The following is a 16,209-nucleotide window of genomic DNA, read 5'->3' as shown; positions in this document are numbered from 1 at the left end:
TCAAGATCATCGATTTCTAGTGATGGCTCTTCCGCTTGAGGCTCTGGCATCTCCAGCTCTGGTTCAGTCATCGCATCTGCGAGTGCGTCTTCTTCGCTGTACTCAGGCAGTTCAAGGTCATCAAGTTCTAACGATAGCTCTTCTAGCTCAGATTCTGGAATATCAAGTTCAGGAGCGGCAATCGCGTCTGCCAATGCCTCTTCTTCGCTGTATTCAGGTAGCTCAAGATCATCGATTTCTAGTGATGGCTCTTCTGCTTGAGGCTCTGGCATCTCCAGCTGTGGTTCAGCAATCGCGTCTGCTAGCGCGTCTTCTTCGTTGTACTCAGGCAGTTCAAGATCATCAAGTTCTAACGATAACTCTTCTAGCTCAGGCTCTGGCATCTCCAGCTCTGGTTCAGCAATCGCGTCTGCCAATGCCTCTTCTTCGCTGTACTCAGGCAGTTCAAGATCATCGATTTCTAGTGATGGCTCTTCCGCTTGAGGCTCTGGCATCTCCAGCTCTGGTTCAGTCATCGCATCTGCGAGTGCGTCTTCTTCGCTGTACTCAGGCAGTTCAAGGTCATCAAGTTCTAGTGATGGCTCTTCCGCTTGAGGCTCTGGCATCTCCAGTTCTGGTTCAGCAATCGCGTCAGCTAATGCGTCTTCTTCGCTGTACTCAGGCAATTCAAGGTCATCGATTTCTAGCGATGGCTCCTCGGCTTGAGGCTCTGGCATCTCAAGTTCTGGTTCAGCGGTAGCATCTGCTATTCCAGCTTCAGGCTCATCAATTAACCAGTCATCATCTTGTGGTGTGCCAAATTCATTTGGAATAGCCTCAGGCATTGGCGCTTGAGGTTCTTCCTCAGCCACTTCAGGAGCTTCAGGAGCTTCAGGAGCTTCAGGAGCTTCAGGAGCTTCAGGAGCTTCAGGAGCTTCAGGAGCTTCATTAGATGGTGTTTGGCTATGCTCTTGCTGTGCAAGCACATCTTCTTCAACAATTTCCGCTTGTTCTGCACCAGATTCAGAGATTGCTTCGTCTAACTCAGCTGTAGGTCTTTCTTCAACCAATGTCGATGATTCTTCATCAGCCTGATTTTCAACCTCATCAACAATGGAGTCTAACCAATCGTCTTCATCTTGAACTTCATCCGCAGCATCAGAGGGTGTTTCATCAGAAGGCGTCGCCTCTTGAGTAACATCAAACTGTTCATCAACACTTGGTTGCTCAGCTTCTGCTGCAAAATCCTCTTCAAGATTAGGATTTTCAACTTCTTCAATCGCTGACGTTAACCAATCATCTTCGTCTTCTTCTGGCTCTGGCTCTGGCTCTGGCTCTGGCTCTGGCTCTGGCTCTGGCTCTGGCTCTGGCTCTGGCTCTGGCTCTGGCTCTGGCTCTGGCTCTGGCTCTGCAATGCTCTCTTCTAGACTGCCCATGTCAAGGGAAGCGTCTTGCTCCAACTCAACATCGTCACCTTCATCTAGATTAATTTCTTCAAGTAAAGGATCGGCTTCCGGCGCTGCATTTAGCATGTCGTCAATAAAGTCTTCACTCGAAAAGTCTTTATCGCCCTCGGTAAGGTCTAACGCTTCGTCAGAGACTGGCTCCGCTGGAGGCGTTTCCAATTCAGCTTGTTCCGCGCTCTGCTTCTCAATATCAAGCAGCTCTTCAAACAGATCGGTACTGTCGTCACCAAGTTCTTCTGTGTCAGCGTTTTCTAACTGAGACTCAACAACGTCATCCAATAAACCTGCATCATCGTCTAATTCAATAGGTTCCGGTTGCTCTGCACCAATCAGATCATCCAGTTCTGCTTCTAGGTCAAACTCACTACTGTCATCAGAGTCTGTGACAAATTCATCAAGCAGATCAGTACTCTCTTGATCCAGCTCTTCATCCGCGGTAATCAGTTCATCAAGCAGGTCGGTACTATCAGACTCGATATCAACACCGTCATCCTCAAGCATTTCATCAAGTAGCGCAGTTTCATCAATCGAATTAGCTTCTAAAGACTCCAAGTCTGCTTGTGCATCCATTTGAGCGAAGATGTCATCAATCTCACTATCAGACGCAATACCCAGACCCGAAGTGGCGTCGTCAGACTCATCACTTAAATCGAAGCTATCTTCATCTTCGTCTAACAAGCTATCGATATCTAAACCATCACTAGACTCGTCATCTTGAGCGTCGTTGAAAAGATCGTCGAGCAGCGCTTGACCTAACTCATCAGTGCCTAACTCTTCAGTCGTTTCGTCGCTAGCGAGAAGCGAATCAAAATCGTCTTGTGACAATTCACCTTCATCGGAGAGGTCGAATGCTTCTTCATCGTCATCAGTGTCGATCACGACCTCATCCAGAGCTCGCTCCATCTCTTCTAGGCCAAGCGCTTTGTCGTCACCATTGACACTAATGCCATTTGAGCCAAGGTCGGCGTCAGCGAGTGACTCATCAAGGTCACCGTCATCGCCGATTCCAGCAAATGGGTCATCACCATCTTCGCCTTCAAGGTTGAAATCCAGATCGCCATCATCAAGATCTGCAAAGACATCATCTGATTCTTCTTCCGTTAGCTCAGAGTCGTCACCAAATAGCATTTCACTATCGTCTTCGGACTCACCAAACAGGTCATCATCGAGCAACAAGTCATCGTCGATATCTTCATTGAGTGTATCTGGAGCAATTGGTGCAACTGGCAGTGGTGTTTGCTGTTCAACTGGCGCGACTGCTGGTTGCTCTTCCTCTTTAGAGCGGCGACCTAACAGCATCATGACGATAAGGCCAATCAATAGTCCTGGAATGATAGCCAAAGCCGCAACTAGCCACGTGTTAGAGAAAAGCTGCTCTAACGCAGATGGGGCTAACTTTTGCTCTTCAGCTAAACGTCGACGCTCTTCTTCAAGCAGTTTTTCGACTTCGTCACGGATGCGGTTTTCGTCGCTCAGTTCATCTTTTAACACATCAACTTCAGACTGAACATTCGCCAGCATTAAACGCAACTTGTGGTTTTTCTCTTCAAGCGCGACCAATTCGGTTTCAGAAACTTCTAACTGGTTTTCTAAACTTTTAACCTGTTGCTGCTTCTCGTTTTTAGCGATTGCTTGCAGATCACTCGTTGGTGACTCTTCTACTTTTGGGTCAGTCGTCTCTGGCTGAGTAGTCGTCGTTGTTTGAGCTGGAGTAACCGCTGGCTTAGTGGCTACTGGCGCAGTTGATGTTGCAGGCGCTTTGCCTAAACGAGCTTGGTGCGCAGCCATCACACGGACAGCTTCTTGCGTGCTAACAGCTCTAACTTGCTCTAAGGATGGGATACGAATTGTGCTTTGTGGCATCAGTTCGTGGATATTCTGGTTTTCAAACGCTTGAGGGTTGAGTTGGAAAATGGCGTAAAGCGTTTGCTGAACGGTGACACTGTTTGAAGGTCGCAACTGAGTTGCAATGCCCCAAAGTGTTTCTTGACTGGTCGTCGGACCGTAGAATCGCGAAGGTTCATCTGTCACGCGCGTATTACGAGAGAGTGGCTCTGAAAACTGGGGAGACGATTGAATCTCTCCATTCGGCCCTTTAAGACGAATGCTCTCTGCATTAACGATAGAAGTTTGAGTCACGGCAACCACTGCTAACGGCAGAAGTAGACGCTGTAAAAGTCGACGCATATAAGGCTCAGCTATGTGCTCAATTAAATTAAAGACAATGATCTGTTAAATATATCGGATAAACCCACTAAAACTATAGGTGTAGAGGCAAAAAATGTGTGTCTAGCGCCATAATCGCAGTAATCTCACACTAATTTTCTCATTTCGATTAAAAAAGCCTCACACTATGGCGAGGCTTTAAGAGTCAAATAACGCGAAGGTTAGTAGTAATCGCGAATCAGCACTTCGGCGATTTGTACCGCATTGGTAGCCGCACCTTTACGTACGTTATCGGCAACTACCCATAGGTTCACACCGCTGTGATGACTAATATCATTGCGGATACGACCGACCATTACGTGATCTTTACCACCAGCATCACGAACTTGAGTTGGGAAGTCGTCACCGTGGAATACTTCAACACCTTCTGTGCTCTCTAGTAAGTTAATCACTTCTTGAGCATCGATTGGCGCACATGTTTCTAGGTGAACCGCTTCTGCGTGACCGTAGAAGACAGGTACACGTACACAGGTAGGGTTTACCGTGATGCCTGGATCGTTGAAGATTTTCTGAGTTTCCCACACCATTTTCATCTCTTCACGGGTGTAGCCGTTTTCCATGAATTGGTCGATTTGCGGAATACAGTTAAATGCGATTTGCTGTGAAAACGCTTCTGTTTCTGCTGGCATGCCGTTAAGAAGCTTAGCCGTTTGACCAGCAAGCTCGCCAATACCCGCTTTGCCTGCACCCGACACTGATTGGTAAGTTGAAACGTTAATGCGCTCAATACCTACCGCATCATGAATCGGCTTCAGTGCAACCAACATTTGAATAGTTGAACAGTTAGGGTTGGCAATGATGTTGCGGTTACGGAACTCAGCAATTGCTTCTGGGTTAACTTCAGGCACAACCAGAGGAATATCGTACTCGTAACGGAACTGTGAGGTGTTATCAATCACGATAACGCCTTCATCTGCTGCGATTGGTGCCCACTTCGCTGATAATTCGCCACCAGCAGAAAACAGAGCAATATGAACTTGAGACCAATCAAACTCTTCAACATTCTGCACGCGTACCGTTTTACCATTAAAACGGTATGTCTTACCTTCACTGCGTTCGCTCGCAAGTAGGTAAAGTTCTCCAACTGGGAATTTGCGCTCTTGTAGAACTTCAAGAATTGTTTCGCCTACTGCACCAGTAGCACCTAAAACAGCAACATTGTATTGTTGGCTCATTGACTTACCTCAACCTGAAAACCTAATTTTTCTAGTGGTGATAACTGACATGTGTCATCACCGACTAATGTGACAGCACTGTACTCACGGCGGTCCCAGTAATTTTTACGCATCAGGTCAAAAGAACCCGGCTTACTGATCTCACGGCGGAACAAGGCGTCATCTTTACGCACATCATAGACTAGCTGCGTGATGTTGTGCAGCGTTGCTTCATCCCACTCGCGTTCCAGTACTAATTGAGGCACTGGCGCGGTTGGCAGCAAGTCACTAGCGTGCGCACGTAATTCGTTATCTAAAAACTCGCAGTAGCTGTTAAAAATCATTGTTGTGCCACGAGCTTTGCCCTCTAAGCCGTATCCAGCCACATGAGGGGTTGCGAATGCTAGCAGAGGCAGAAGCTCCATATCAACCTCTGGCTCAAATTCAAATACATCTAATGCAGCAATAAAGCCATCATTCTTCTGTAAACGCGCTTTAAGAGCATCATTGTCGACAACTGGGCCACGTGCTGCATTAATTAGAATCTGATCACTGCGTAGATTATTCAGTACAGATTCATTGATTAGGTGATGCGTTGGGTAATCCCCATCACGGGTAATTGGCGTATGAAGAGTAATGATGTCAGCTTGTTCAAGCAGTGTTTCAAGCTCAGTGAAGGTGCGAGTATCCCCTTGCTGTTGCTTAATAGGGTCATTGATGAGCACTTTGATACCAACACCAGCTAGACATTGCTGCAAGTAGCTGCCCACTTGGCCAGCACCAATAATTCCTACTGTCTTATCAAAGACAGAGAAACCATGTTGCTGCGCTAGAACCATCATGACGCTAAACGCATACTCGGCAACACCCACTTTGTTACAGCCCGGCGCTGCAGTGAAAAAGATGCCTTTTTCTTTCAACAATGCTTGGTCGACATGATCCATTCCTGCTGTAGCCGTTCCGACAAACTTAAGTTTGTTGGCCTTTTCGATTAGCTGAGCATTCACTTTCGTCACCGAACGAATCATCAGCGCATCAACGTCAACCAGATCTTCTGCTGTCAGAGTACGTCCGGATTTTAGTACCACCTCACCTAGCTGGCTAAAAAGCTGCTCAGCGTAAGGCATGTTTTCATCGATTAGGATTTTCATGTCTTTGTATATTTGAATTGCAATTGAGTTGATTGTGCAGAAAAGGCTCGTCACTGTCGAGGTATTAATGCTTGCCAAATAGCAGATAGAAAAATGCCCGGCTTAATAGCCGGGCAATAGTCCAGAACAAAAGGATCTTAACCCGCTCTCCATGGGTTAAAGTCTGCGTCTGTCAGATTAACCTTTATCGCTAAAGGTTAATCAGCTCTGGAAACTGGATTGCAAATGCGAGCCAAAGGCATGCACTGCAAATTCAGTTAGCCTTGGTACTTCTTGATAACTAGCGTAGCGTTTGTGCCACCAAAACCAAAACTGTTCGACATTACGGTCGTTAGCTCTGCATCACGCTTTTCAGTCACGATGTCTAGGCCTGCAGCCGCTTCGTCAAGGTTCGCTACGTTAATGCTTGGCGCAATAAAGCCGTTATCTAGCATTAGTGTAGCGTAAATTGCTTCGTGAACACCTGCAGCACCTAGAGCGTGACCAGTCATCGCTTTAGTTGCAGAGATTGCAGGGCTGTTGTCGCCGAATAGTTCTTGGATAGCACCAAGCTCTTTTACGTCACCCACAGGAGTAGATGTACCGTGTGTGTTTACGTAGTCGATGCTATCAACGTCTTGCATTGCCATCTTCATACAACGCACCGCGCCTTCACCAGAAGGAGCAACCATGTCGTAGCCATCAGATGTTGCGCCGTAACCTACGATCTCACCGTAAATTTTTGCGCCACGAGCTAAAGCGTGCTCTAGTTCTTCGATAACTAGCATGCCGCCGCCACCAGAGATGACAAAACCGTCACGGTCTGCATCGTAAGTACGTGATGCTTTTTCTGGAGTCTCGTTGTACTTAGTAGAAAGTGCGCCCATTGCGTCAAACATCATAGTTTGAGACCAATCTAGCTCTTCACCACCACCAGCGAAAACGATGTCTTGCTTACCAAGTTGGATAAGCTCCATTGCGTGACCGATACAGTGTGCAGAGGTTGCACAAGCTGAACTCATAGAGTAGTTCACACCGCGGATTTTAAATGGTGTAGCTAGACACGCAGATACTGTGGAAGACATCGTACGTGGAACCATGTAAGGACCAACACGTTTAACGCCTTTCGCACGCATGGTATCAGTCGCAACAGTTTGGTTTAGTGCAGACGCACCACCAGAACCTGCAACGATACCGGTACGGTCGTTAGACACTTGCTCGTCAGTTAGGCCAGCGTCTTCAATTGCTTGCTGCATTGATAGGTATGCATACGCAGCCGCATCACCCATAAAGCGCATCTGTTTACGGTCAATGTGCTCTGCTGGGTTAATCTTAAGATCACCCCATACCTGTGAACGAAGACCGTTTTCTTTAAACTGCTCAGATGCAGTAATACCAGATTTACCTTCTTTTAGAGACGCTAAAACTTCTTCGACGTTGTTACCGATACTTGAAACAATACCCATACCGGTGATTACGACTCGTTTCATTATGACATTCCTATAATTCAAAAATCCGCTAGATAATAACTAAGATAGCGGGGAAAAGTGGTCAGCTTTCCCTTAAAACCGTACAATTACCACAATATTATCGTTTCTATTCACATATTTCCGACACTATGACCACAATTACCAACGCTCAACTAGGCTGGAACGACGCTGGCACGCCAGTTTCTGACCAGTTTGACGACGTCTACTTCTCAAACGTCAACGGCCTTGAAGAGACTCGCTACGTGTTTCTTCACCAGAATCATCTTCCTGAAAGATGGCAAACGTATGACCAAAGACGCTTTGTTATCGCAGAAACAGGCTTTGGTACCGGACTCAACTTTCTTGCAGTCTGGCAGTGGTTCGATCGTTTCAAACAACAAAACCCGGATGCCGCTTTACAAGAGCTGCATTTTGTTAGCTTTGAGAAGTACCCGTTAAGCCAACAAGATTTAGTTAAAGCGCATGATGCATGGCCTGAACTGGCTGAATACGCTAAAAAGCTACAAGCCCACTACCCAATTGCGGTACCTGAATGTCACCGTATCGTACTTGAAAATGGAGCGATTACACTCGACCTGTGGTTTGGTGATATTAAAGATTGTATGCCAAAAGTGCCGGTCCCGGAACAAAGTTTAGTTGATGCTTGGTTTCTAGATGGGTTTGCACCAAGCAAAAATCCTGAAATGTGGAACCAAGACCTATTCAACGGCATGGCAACCTTAGCTAAACAAGAGTGTACTTGCGCAACGTTTACTGCCGCTGGGTTTGTTCGTCGAGGCCTGATTGAAGCGGGTTTTGAGATGAAGAAAGTCAAAGGTTTTGGTACTAAGCGAGACATGATTGCTGGCCATTTAGCTGAGAAAAAACCTCACTCAAACTTCAAGCCTTGGTTCCACCGTAGCGCAAGCAGCTCAAGCGAGTCTATTGCCATTATTGGTGGTGGCGTTGCCAGTGCCACATTAGCTAAAACTCTAACTCGACGTGGCAAGCAAGTGACGCTTTACTGTCAAGATGCTGCACCGGCTCAGGGCGCTTCTGGCAATCGACAAGGGGCAGTTTACCCATTATTGAACGGGACTCATGAAGGCGTGTCACGCGTCTTTGCACCCGCTTTCTTATTCGCGCGCCAATTTGTTGAACAAGCGGCCGAAACGGTTAAGTTCGATCATGATTGGTGCGGCGTCACGCTGCTAATGTGGAATGAGGATGCTGAAACTAAGCTAGAGAAAATGCTAAGCGGTGACTTTGACTCACAGCTGATTCATCGCCTTGATGCAAGCCAAACCAGCGAGAACATTGGCTTACCGATTGATATGCCAAGCGTGCATTACCCTCTTGGCGGTTGGTTGTGTCCTGCGCAATTGACTCAAGGTTTAATTGAAGAGCTACAAAACAGCTCAAACTTAACGGCTCACTTCAATACTAAGATTGAACGCATGGCTTGGTGCGAAGAGAAGCAACAATGGACGCTCTCATCAGGCGAGCAACATTTTACCCACGACACAGTAATCGTAGCGAACGGCCACCAGTTCTCTGAGCTTGAACAAACAGCAGATATTCCCTTAGGACAAGTAAAAGGTCAGGTAAGTCACATTCCAACCACTGATGATCTGCAAAAGCTTAAGAGCGTGCTCTGCTACGACGGCTATATGACACCAGTAAATCCAAACAATGCTCATCACTGTATTGGCGCAAGCTATGACCGCTCTCATCTCGATAATGTTTTTGACCCAGTTGCTCAACAAGAGAACGGCGACAAGCTGCGTAAATGTGTGCCAAACCAGACTTGGCCAGAGCAGGTTGATACATCTGGTGAGTTGTCTCGCCAAGGGATTCGCTGCGTAAGCCGTGATCACCTGCCATTTATTGGTAATGTTGGCGAACTTGAACAAACCAAACAGATCTACGCTGAGTTACACAAAAAGCAGAAAGGCGAAGTGGCAAAAGTACCAACGCAGCCTAACCTCTTCTGTATGCTTGGATTAGGTTCGAGAGGATTAAGTTCAGCGCCACTGCTTGCAGAAGTACTCGCTTCGCAGATTTGTGGTGACCCATTGCCATTACCTATCGACGTACTTGAGCAACTTCACCCAAGCCGTATGTGGGTAAGAAAACTGCGCAAGGGTAAAGCCATCACTGAGCTTTAAGTCACCAAAAGCAAAACGCCTTCATCGATGATGAAGGCGTTTTTTAATCTAGGCTTGCTTAAGCGATCGCAGCCGTAGAGGTTATCTCGCCTACAGCCTGTTTCACTTGTTGAGCAATTTCAGCATTACGGAAAGTACCCGCTTCTAAATCAAAGTTATCGTAAAAGCTTGGTACGGACAGAGAGGCTTTCACTTTTGCACCAAAGTATGGTGCTGACCCTGTTGCCGCAGACAGTACCGTTTGTGCGCCACCTGGACCAGGTGATGTAGCTAGATAAACCACTGGCTTATCTTGGAAAACATTACGCTCAATACGCGTTGCCCAATCAAATAGGTTTTTGTACGCTGCGGTGTAAGAGCCGTTGTGCTCAGCAAATGACACAATGATCGCATCAGCTTGTTCTAAGTCAGCTAAAAATGCCTTAGCGCCTTCCGCTTGACCAATTTCCTTTTCAGTATCTTCACTAAACATCGGCACTTGGTATTCATTCAAATCAAGCACCTTAACTTCCGCTCCGTCAATTTGACTCGCAGCATAAGAGGCCAATGTCTTATTAATTGATGTTGAGCTGTTCGATGCTCCAAACGCGATAACTTTCATATTCTTCTTCCTAGCTTGTTCCTCGGTATGTGCTAAGAAGAATATCGCTAGATTAAAAAACCAACAACTATAAAAAACTTAAAGGGTTGTTCGAAAATTTCGAACAACCCTTTAGTGATATATTTGTTAGCAAACTGCTTGTTGGCAAACTTGGCTTACGCTGCGTTAACCAGTTCCAACCATAAGTCATGAACTATGGTGCGGTCTGCGGGAGTCAACTCTGAGCGTGCTGCTTCAAGACTGGCTTGAATGCGTTCTTTCAGCGCTTCAATGTCCTCAATACCTTCTTCTTCACATGCCGCTGCCGATAAAGAAATATGACCACGTAGATAGCCACCAGCAAATAATTCATCGTCCGACGCTGTAGAAATTCTTGCATCGATTAGCTCAAGTAGCTGTTCTTCAAATTCAATAATCATTTCGCTTTATCGCCTAGTTCAGTTTGATTCTCAAAAAGAGCGCCAAGCTTCTCATATTGATAATCGCAACGCAAACCCTATATGTGGCAAGGGCTCACAGCGTGGCATGGCATGTGCAATCTCTCAAATATTCACCTGAGTTGCGCGAGGACAAAGAGAATGAAAAAATTCCAGATGGCGAAACCCACCTTACTAACGGCCCTGCTACTTTGTGGTACCAATCCCGCTTTAGCAGAAACGCCATTTTCAAGCTGCCCCACACAAGCTTTTCTAATCCAGAACCCAACGGGCACTCCGATATCATTTGGCGTCAATATTGATGTTGGTAGCTATGTCACACTGGCTTCGAATATGGGGACAGCCAAGATCAATGGTGTCGGCTACAGCAAACATGATGACTTTATTTACGGTTGGGACTACGGTGAAGCTTCGCTCTCTCGTATAGATTCAACCTTTACCAAAACTCTGCTCAGTGTCGACATACCAGAGGGCGCGCCTACCTCGATCTACGTCGGTGACGTTGCGTTAGATGAAAATGCTTGGTACGGCTACAGACCCAGCTATGGGCTCTATCGTATTGACTTAACGACATTTGTCATGGAGCTCTCTTCACCTCCTAGCCAATTTGGCAACCCTTCAATTTACGACTTGGCCTTTCACCCAGATAACAGTCTGGCCTACTCTATCGATGCTAACGGTTACCTATGGGAGATTGATGTCGCTGCGGGTACCACAAATCGACTCAATCAACTGCTTGATAAAAACGTTCTCGGCTATCGTCTAACCTTTGGTGCCGTCTACTTTGATGTCGACGGTAACTTCTATGCCAGTAACAATAGTAACGGCTACATCTTTAAGGTTGCGATTAACGGTGAGCAGTCGACAGCGGAGTTTTTTGCCTACGGTCCTTCAAGTAACTCGAACGATGGTGCTCGCTGTGCACTTGCACCGGTGGAGCCGAGTGAATACACCGAATTTGGTGATGCGCCTGATAGCTATCAAACCCTATTTGCTTCTTCTGGTGCCCGTCACGGACTCTCTGATCTTAAGTTAGGTTCTCTCGTCGATGGTGAAACCGATGGTAGCGTTTATCCTGACAGTGACGACGTATCAGACGGCATCGACGATGACGACGGCATTCAGTTCCCTGTTCCTATCCAAGTGGGTCAAACAAGCAAGGTCATTGCTACCGCTGCTGGTACATCCGCTGATTCAGTGCTTAATGCATGGATTGATTTCGACCGCGACGGAGAATTTGAAGCTTCAGAAATCATCATTAGTGATCGCGCGATGACCGATAGTACCGCTGACATATTCTTTACCGTACCTACGTGGGCGGTGGAAGGTGATACTTGGGCACGTTTTCGTATTTCCAACACCTCAGGTATTGGCCCAAGCGGCGGTGTGCCAGCAGGTGAAGTCGAAGACTACCCTGTTGAGATTACCGAAAGCGGTGTGACCACCGAAGTTTATCCGAGTGGTGGCGGCTACACGACCTTCGCTTACGAAGATCAATATCCGCTAATGGGCGATTACGATATGAACGATGTATTGATGAACGTTAAATACACCGAATATCAACTTGATAACCAAGTGATTCGCATGAAGATGGAAGGCAAAATAGCAGCGCTTGGTGGAGATAACCGCTCTGGATTCGCGATTCGATTACCTGGCGTACTCAAAGAAGATATTAAATCGGACTCGGTAACTCTCAGCATTAATGGCTCGCCAGCCTCAGGCACAATCCTTGAAACTGACACTACCGATGCAGTGTTCATTATCAATGAAGACTTATGGGATATCACTGAGGCGGGTGAAGCTGAAGGTTGTACTATGTTCCGCACCCAAGATAGCTGCGGTACTGCGTATCGCCCAGTGTGGACGCTTACATTCTCACTAGAAAATGCCGTTGCCACCTCAACCATGCCAGATTTTCCGTATGACCCTTTTATCTTCGCAGCACCGGGCCATTATTATGGTGATATAGGCCACGAGCTTAGCGGTGGTTACCCTGGTCGCAGCTTAGAGATCCACCTCAAGAATCAAGCACCCACCAGCAAGTTTGATAGTCGCTATAAATCAAATGGGGTCGATGCCTCATCAGGTGATACCCATTTCCACAATGCTAACGGCTTGCCATGGGGGATTGAGATCCCGACTACATGGAAGCACCCGAAAGAGCGTAAGAACATCTTAGAAGCCTACTCAGACTTTGCAGAGTTCGCCCTTGACGCCAGTGGCCAAAGCCAAAGCAACTGGTACATGTCGCCAAATAACACCATCATTTATGTCGATTAGGAGGCAAGACTATGTGTAATACAAAATTGAAAATATCTCTCAGCGTGTTATTTGCCTCACTACTGGTTGCTTGCGGAGGTGGAGGCGGTGGTGAGTCTGCAAGTTCATCACCTTCAGGGACATCGACAGGTTCTGAAAGTGGCTCGGAGTCAGAAGGGGCTGCTGCAACAGGGCAAGCATTGAGTTTAACCGACTTACAAATTGAACATAGTAATAGCTTAACGTCAGTGTATAACGTCGATATCGATGTCAGCCTGCCCCACTTAGCGGCATCACACGTTTATATCTCCATATGCGATAACAGTGGCGGAAGTCTGGAAAATGTCGATTACACCAAATGCCTCGTCAAAGCAGCGCTACAAAATGGACAGGGAGAATATCAGCTTAGGGTTCCTAATCATTGCCAATCGCTGATCGCGGTCGTTTCCATTATGGAGCCTGATGTCGACCCACTGGTATATACCCTAAATCATAACAACCAAGCCCAAACGACTTGGCTTATTCAATAGTTCAAATCAAAACAAGCTGCCACTGGCAGCTTGTTGTTACTTCACTTCGAACTGTTCAAACGCCAGCTCTGGGACTTGATAGAAGGCTCTGAGTGCATCCGATAACATGCGTACTCTCTCAGGGATCCCTTGCTCAAAAATCTTACCAACTTCTTGATGAACCTTAGCCATAAACTGAAGCCTGTCAGGTTCGAAGTCACCATTGAGGTTATCGCAACTAACCGTAAATGGAAAACCTGCACTTTTGGCCAGAATCCACTCATAGGCCTGCGGACGAATCTCTACTTTCTCAAACTCAGCTTGGACTTGTTCTGTGCGACCATCGGGTTCATACCAATAGCCGAAGTCTTCTAGCAATCTTCGCTCGGGCCCAGCCACACACCAATGGGCGATTTCATGCATACCAGAAGCGTAAAAACCACGAGCAAAAATAATCCGATGGTAGGGACGAGCATCATCAGCGGGAAGGTAAATTGGCTCATCACCGCCCAGCTCCAACTTAGTGTTGTACTGCTCAAAAAATGTCGCATTAAAAATCGTGATTAGGTCTTGGTACTCGTGGCTCATAGCTCAATTACGTTAGTTTAAGTTTTTCGCTCCGCATTCTCGCATTTTTCTACACAAATGCAAATCCATACAAAGCATGGTGACATTAGATTAAGTTATGTGAAAAACGTTTTCGTCTTCATAAAATCTCATTCGTCACAGATCACATTTCCCACTACACTCACGCCTTAAATTTATAACATCAATCCGCCGATTCACGGCCCTTTTTGAGAACTCACTATGCTGCTAAGTGTTTTGTATGTTATTGGTATTACAGCGGAAGCAATGACCGGTGCCTTAAGTGCTGGCCGAAGAAAAATGGATTGGTTTGGTGTAATGCTAGTGGCGAGTGCAACGGCCATTGGTGGCGGTACTGTTCGAGATATCTTACTCGGTCACTACCCACTGGGTTGGGTGAAGAACCCTGAGTTTCTGGCGATTACTTGTATTGCTGGTGTCCTGACCACTGGCCTAGCAAAATGGGTGATTAAGCTTAAAGGCCTATTTATTCGACTTGATGCACTGGGCCTGATCGTGTTTAGTATCATCGGTACTAAGGTCGCGATGGGTATGGGTCACCATGCACTGATTTGTATGGTATCGGCTTTAGTCACTGGCGTATTTGGTGGTTTGCTACGCGATCTCATCTGTCGTCAAACGCCGCTAGTTCTGCACGAAGAGCTTTATGCTTCTGTGGCACTGATTGCCTCAGGCCTTTACTTAGGGCTTTTAGAACTGGGGGTGAATGATGTCACCGCAACGATTTCTACTTTAATTGTGGGTTACTTACTCCGCATGGCTGCAGTGCGCTTTAAGTGGCGTCTACCTTCATTCCACTTGGAGACTGAAGGCTCTCTGCACTAATCCCTAAAAAGCTATAGCACCAAAGGTTGGTATTGATCCAACCTTTGGCTCAACATCGGCTTAGCAATCCAATACCCCTGAAAGTAATCCACCCCACTCTCTCGACACATCTCAAATTGCTCACGAGTTTCAATCCCTTCCGCGATGGTCTTTGCGCCGATTCGACGCGCTAGCGCGACAGCTTGCTGAACAAACTTGGCATCACCTACGTAGCTGCGATCGATTTTTAAGTAAGGGGCACGAATTTTCATAGCTCGCTCCCGAGTCGCATAGCAAGCGCCATAATCATCTAGCGCGGTCTTAATACCATACTGCTCTAGGTAAGCTTTCCCCTGAAGAATGCCCGCCAAATCCGACTCTTCGAACTCGGTAATTTCATAGATGATCTGTGAACTGACCATACGAAGGCAACGCAGTCGATATATCAGATGCTCAATCGATTGGCGATAGTTAGCAAGCAAAGTAAACACTGAGGGGGAGACATTAATAAACAGTTTACTGTGGCGGTATGCCGTATGAGCAAGATTGATCGAATGGAGTTTGCCACATAATAATGTTGCAATAACGCTGGCTTCATCTCCTGGGGTCATTGAGGAAAAATAGTCGCCTGGATTGATGCTCTTGCCATGCTCATCCCAAATTCTGACCAAACCTTCAAACGCTAACACCTGTCCTAACCTATCGACTATCGGCTGAAAAACACTATGAAAGGTTTTACCCTGATAGAAACCATACACAAACCCTTCCCGTTCATACCGAACAAGACTTTGAATGTAATCCATTTGAACAGAATAGATTGACGCTAGCTCCACAGTGCACCTCCTTTACGCTTTTTTAATGTATCAGATTCATTTTCAAACAAGCGTAAGCCTATGTAAGCAAAGCCATTACCTATGCTTACTTACAAAGCTTTGTGGTCACGCACAATTCATGGTCAAATTTATAAAAAAATTAATTAGAACTAAACCAATGAGTCAAACACAACCACGCTATGCTTTCGTATGCCCTGAATTAGAAACACTGTCCATTGAACAACAAGGACAATCAGTTCGCCTTGAGAGTGACTGCCAACACAAGATTGCCGACTTCGCTGCACTCGCCATCGACGCAGCAATGCAACGAAATATTCGCGTTTTCCTGCTCGATAGGAAAGAGAGCAAACAGTTAGATTTCTATAGTTTCTTAATGGTATAGAGTTTCTTAAGAGCATAAAAAAGCCCCGACACATGGTCGGTAATGCCGATCGGTTTAGAGACTTGAATGATCTTCGGGACGTATGATAATCCCCACTAACAAAGTTAGTGGGGATTTTTTATGTTGGCTCAAGAATTAGTACTGGCTCATGAAACGATTGAAGATGCTACAGACTATGAGTCTGTC

Annotated in this window: 13 protein-coding genes; 5 read left to right on the top strand and 8 right to left on the bottom strand. The window is 46.4% G+C overall.

Going from position 1 to position 16,209, the window contains the following annotated elements; genetic code table 11:
* From ELS82_RS21615 to fabB, 4 genes are all read right to left on the bottom strand, one after another.
* Window positions 1-3,632 (bottom strand): FimV/HubP family polar landmark protein (locus ELS82_RS21615; RefSeq protein WP_134837294.1); only part of this gene is annotated, 3,632 nt, incomplete at its 3' end.
* A gap of 200 nt (window positions 3,633-3,832) precedes the next feature.
* Window positions 3,833-4,846: an aspartate-semialdehyde dehydrogenase gene (locus ELS82_RS21610; RefSeq protein ID WP_134837293.1), complete on the bottom strand. Its 1,014-nt coding sequence runs from the start codon at window positions 4,844-4,846 to the stop codon at window positions 3,833-3,835.
* Window positions 4,843-5,976 carry a 4-phosphoerythronate dehydrogenase gene (locus ELS82_RS21605; protein WP_134837292.1) on the bottom strand — a complete coding sequence of 378 codons (1,134 nt, stop codon included), beginning with the start codon at window positions 5,974-5,976 and terminating at the stop codon, window positions 4,843-4,845. Before ELS82_RS21605 ends, ELS82_RS21610 begins: the two co-directional genes overlap by 4 nt.
* Before the next feature lie 257 nt (window positions 5,977-6,233).
* A complete protein-coding gene (fabB, locus tag ELS82_RS21600; RefSeq protein WP_134837291.1) occupies window positions 6,234-7,445 on the bottom strand; it encodes a beta-ketoacyl-ACP synthase I in 1,212 nt (403 codons plus the stop codon).
* Window positions 7,446-7,573: 128 nt separating this feature from the next.
* On the opposite strand from fabB, the gene mnmC reads away from it, so the two are divergent.
* The gene (gene mnmC / locus ELS82_RS21595; protein ID WP_134837290.1) at window positions 7,574-9,592 is read left to right on the top strand and encodes a bifunctional tRNA (5-methylaminomethyl-2-thiouridine)(34)-methyltransferase MnmC2/FAD-dependent 5-carboxymethylaminomethyl-2-thiouridine(34) oxidoreductase MnmC1; all 2,019 of its coding nucleotides are present in this window, start codon (window positions 7,574-7,576) and stop codon (window positions 9,590-9,592) included.
* Window positions 9,593-9,650: 58 nt separating this feature from the next.
* Here mnmC and ELS82_RS21590 read toward each other — a convergent pair whose 3' ends face one another.
* Both ELS82_RS21590 and ELS82_RS21585 read right to left on the bottom strand, forming a co-directional pair.
* Complete coding sequence (locus tag ELS82_RS21590) at window positions 9,651-10,193, bottom strand: NADPH-dependent FMN reductase (protein ID WP_134837289.1); 543 nt, start codon at window positions 10,191-10,193, stop codon at window positions 9,651-9,653.
* A 155-nt stretch (window positions 10,194-10,348) separates the two neighbouring features.
* Window positions 10,349-10,612, bottom strand: coding sequence for a YfcL family protein (locus ELS82_RS21585; RefSeq protein WP_134837288.1), 264 nt, complete (start codon window positions 10,610-10,612; stop codon window positions 10,349-10,351).
* Window positions 10,613-10,771: 159 nt separating this feature from the next.
* Between ELS82_RS21585 and ELS82_RS21580 the strand changes: the two genes are divergently transcribed.
* Together ELS82_RS21580 and ELS82_RS21575 are read left to right on the top strand one after the other, a co-directional pair.
* A complete protein-coding gene (locus ELS82_RS21580) occupies window positions 10,772-12,910 on the top strand; it encodes an LruC domain-containing protein (protein ID WP_134837287.1) in 2,139 nt (712 codons plus the stop codon).
* Between the two features lie 11 nt (window positions 12,911-12,921).
* Window positions 12,922-13,419, top strand: a complete 498-nt coding sequence (locus ELS82_RS21575; protein ID WP_134837286.1) for a hypothetical protein — start codon at window positions 12,922-12,924, stop codon at window positions 13,417-13,419.
* Window positions 13,420-13,455: 36 nt separating this feature from the next.
* On the opposite strand, the gene ELS82_RS21570 is transcribed toward ELS82_RS21575, so the two are convergent.
* Window positions 13,456-13,986 carry an elongation factor P hydroxylase gene (locus tag ELS82_RS21570; RefSeq protein WP_134837285.1) on the bottom strand — a complete coding sequence of 177 codons (531 nt, stop codon included), beginning with the start codon at window positions 13,984-13,986 and terminating at the stop codon, window positions 13,456-13,458.
* A gap of 219 nt (window positions 13,987-14,205) precedes the next feature.
* Between ELS82_RS21570 and ELS82_RS21565 the strand changes: the two genes are divergently transcribed.
* Window positions 14,206-14,829, top strand: a complete 624-nt coding sequence (locus ELS82_RS21565; protein ID WP_134837284.1) for a trimeric intracellular cation channel family protein — start codon at window positions 14,206-14,208, stop codon at window positions 14,827-14,829.
* 11 nt (window positions 14,830-14,840) lie between these two features.
* Here the strand turns inward: ELS82_RS21565 and ELS82_RS21560 are convergent, their stop codons facing one another.
* The gene (locus tag ELS82_RS21560) at window positions 14,841-15,641 is read right to left on the bottom strand and encodes an EAL domain-containing protein (RefSeq protein WP_134837283.1); all 801 of its coding nucleotides are present in this window, start codon (window positions 15,639-15,641) and stop codon (window positions 14,841-14,843) included.
* 157 nt (window positions 15,642-15,798) lie between these two features.
* Between ELS82_RS21560 and ELS82_RS21555 the strand changes: the two genes are divergently transcribed.
* Window positions 15,799-16,023: a hypothetical protein gene (locus ELS82_RS21555; protein ID WP_134837282.1), complete on the top strand. Its 225-nt coding sequence runs from the start codon at window positions 15,799-15,801 to the stop codon at window positions 16,021-16,023.
* The last annotated feature ends 186 nt before the right edge of the window (window positions 16,024-16,209 follow it).

Origin of the sequence: Vibrio ouci, from assembly GCF_004551525.1 — a bacterium.
Classification (GTDB): Bacteria; Pseudomonadota; Gammaproteobacteria; order Enterobacterales; family Vibrionaceae; genus Vibrio; species Vibrio ouci.
Note: the sequence above shows the minus strand (reverse complement) of the source record. Positions and strands in the feature narration are given on the sequence as shown.

Coding starts and splice junctions, on each gene's coding strand:
- ELS82_RS21610 (WP_134837293.1), bottom strand. CDS start 4,846: ATGAGCCAACAATACAATGTTGCTGTTTTAGGTGCTACTGGTGCAGTA.
- ELS82_RS21605 (WP_134837292.1), bottom strand. CDS start 5,976: ATGAAAATCCTAATCGATGAAAACATGCCTTACGCTGAGCAGCTTTTT.
- fabB (WP_134837291.1), bottom strand. CDS start 7,445: ATGAAACGAGTCGTAATCACCGGTATGGGTATTGTTTCAAGTATCGGT.
- mnmC (WP_134837290.1), top strand. CDS start 7,574: ATGACCACAATTACCAACGCTCAACTAGGCTGGAACGACGCTGGCACG.
- ELS82_RS21590 (WP_134837289.1), bottom strand. CDS start 10,193: ATGAAAGTTATCGCGTTTGGAGCATCGAACAGCTCAACATCAATTAAT.
- ELS82_RS21585 (WP_134837288.1), bottom strand. CDS start 10,612: ATGATTATTGAATTTGAAGAACAGCTACTTGAGCTAATCGATGCAAGA.
- ELS82_RS21580 (WP_134837287.1), top strand. CDS start 10,772: ATGAAAAAATTCCAGATGGCGAAACCCACCTTACTAACGGCCCTGCTA.
- ELS82_RS21575 (WP_134837286.1), top strand. CDS start 12,922: ATGTGTAATACAAAATTGAAAATATCTCTCAGCGTGTTATTTGCCTCA.
- ELS82_RS21570 (WP_134837285.1), bottom strand. CDS start 13,986: ATGAGCCACGAGTACCAAGACCTAATCACGATTTTTAATGCGACATTT.
- ELS82_RS21565 (WP_134837284.1), top strand. CDS start 14,206: ATGCTGCTAAGTGTTTTGTATGTTATTGGTATTACAGCGGAAGCAATG.
- ELS82_RS21555 (WP_134837282.1), top strand. CDS start 15,799: ATGAGTCAAACACAACCACGCTATGCTTTCGTATGCCCTGAATTAGAA.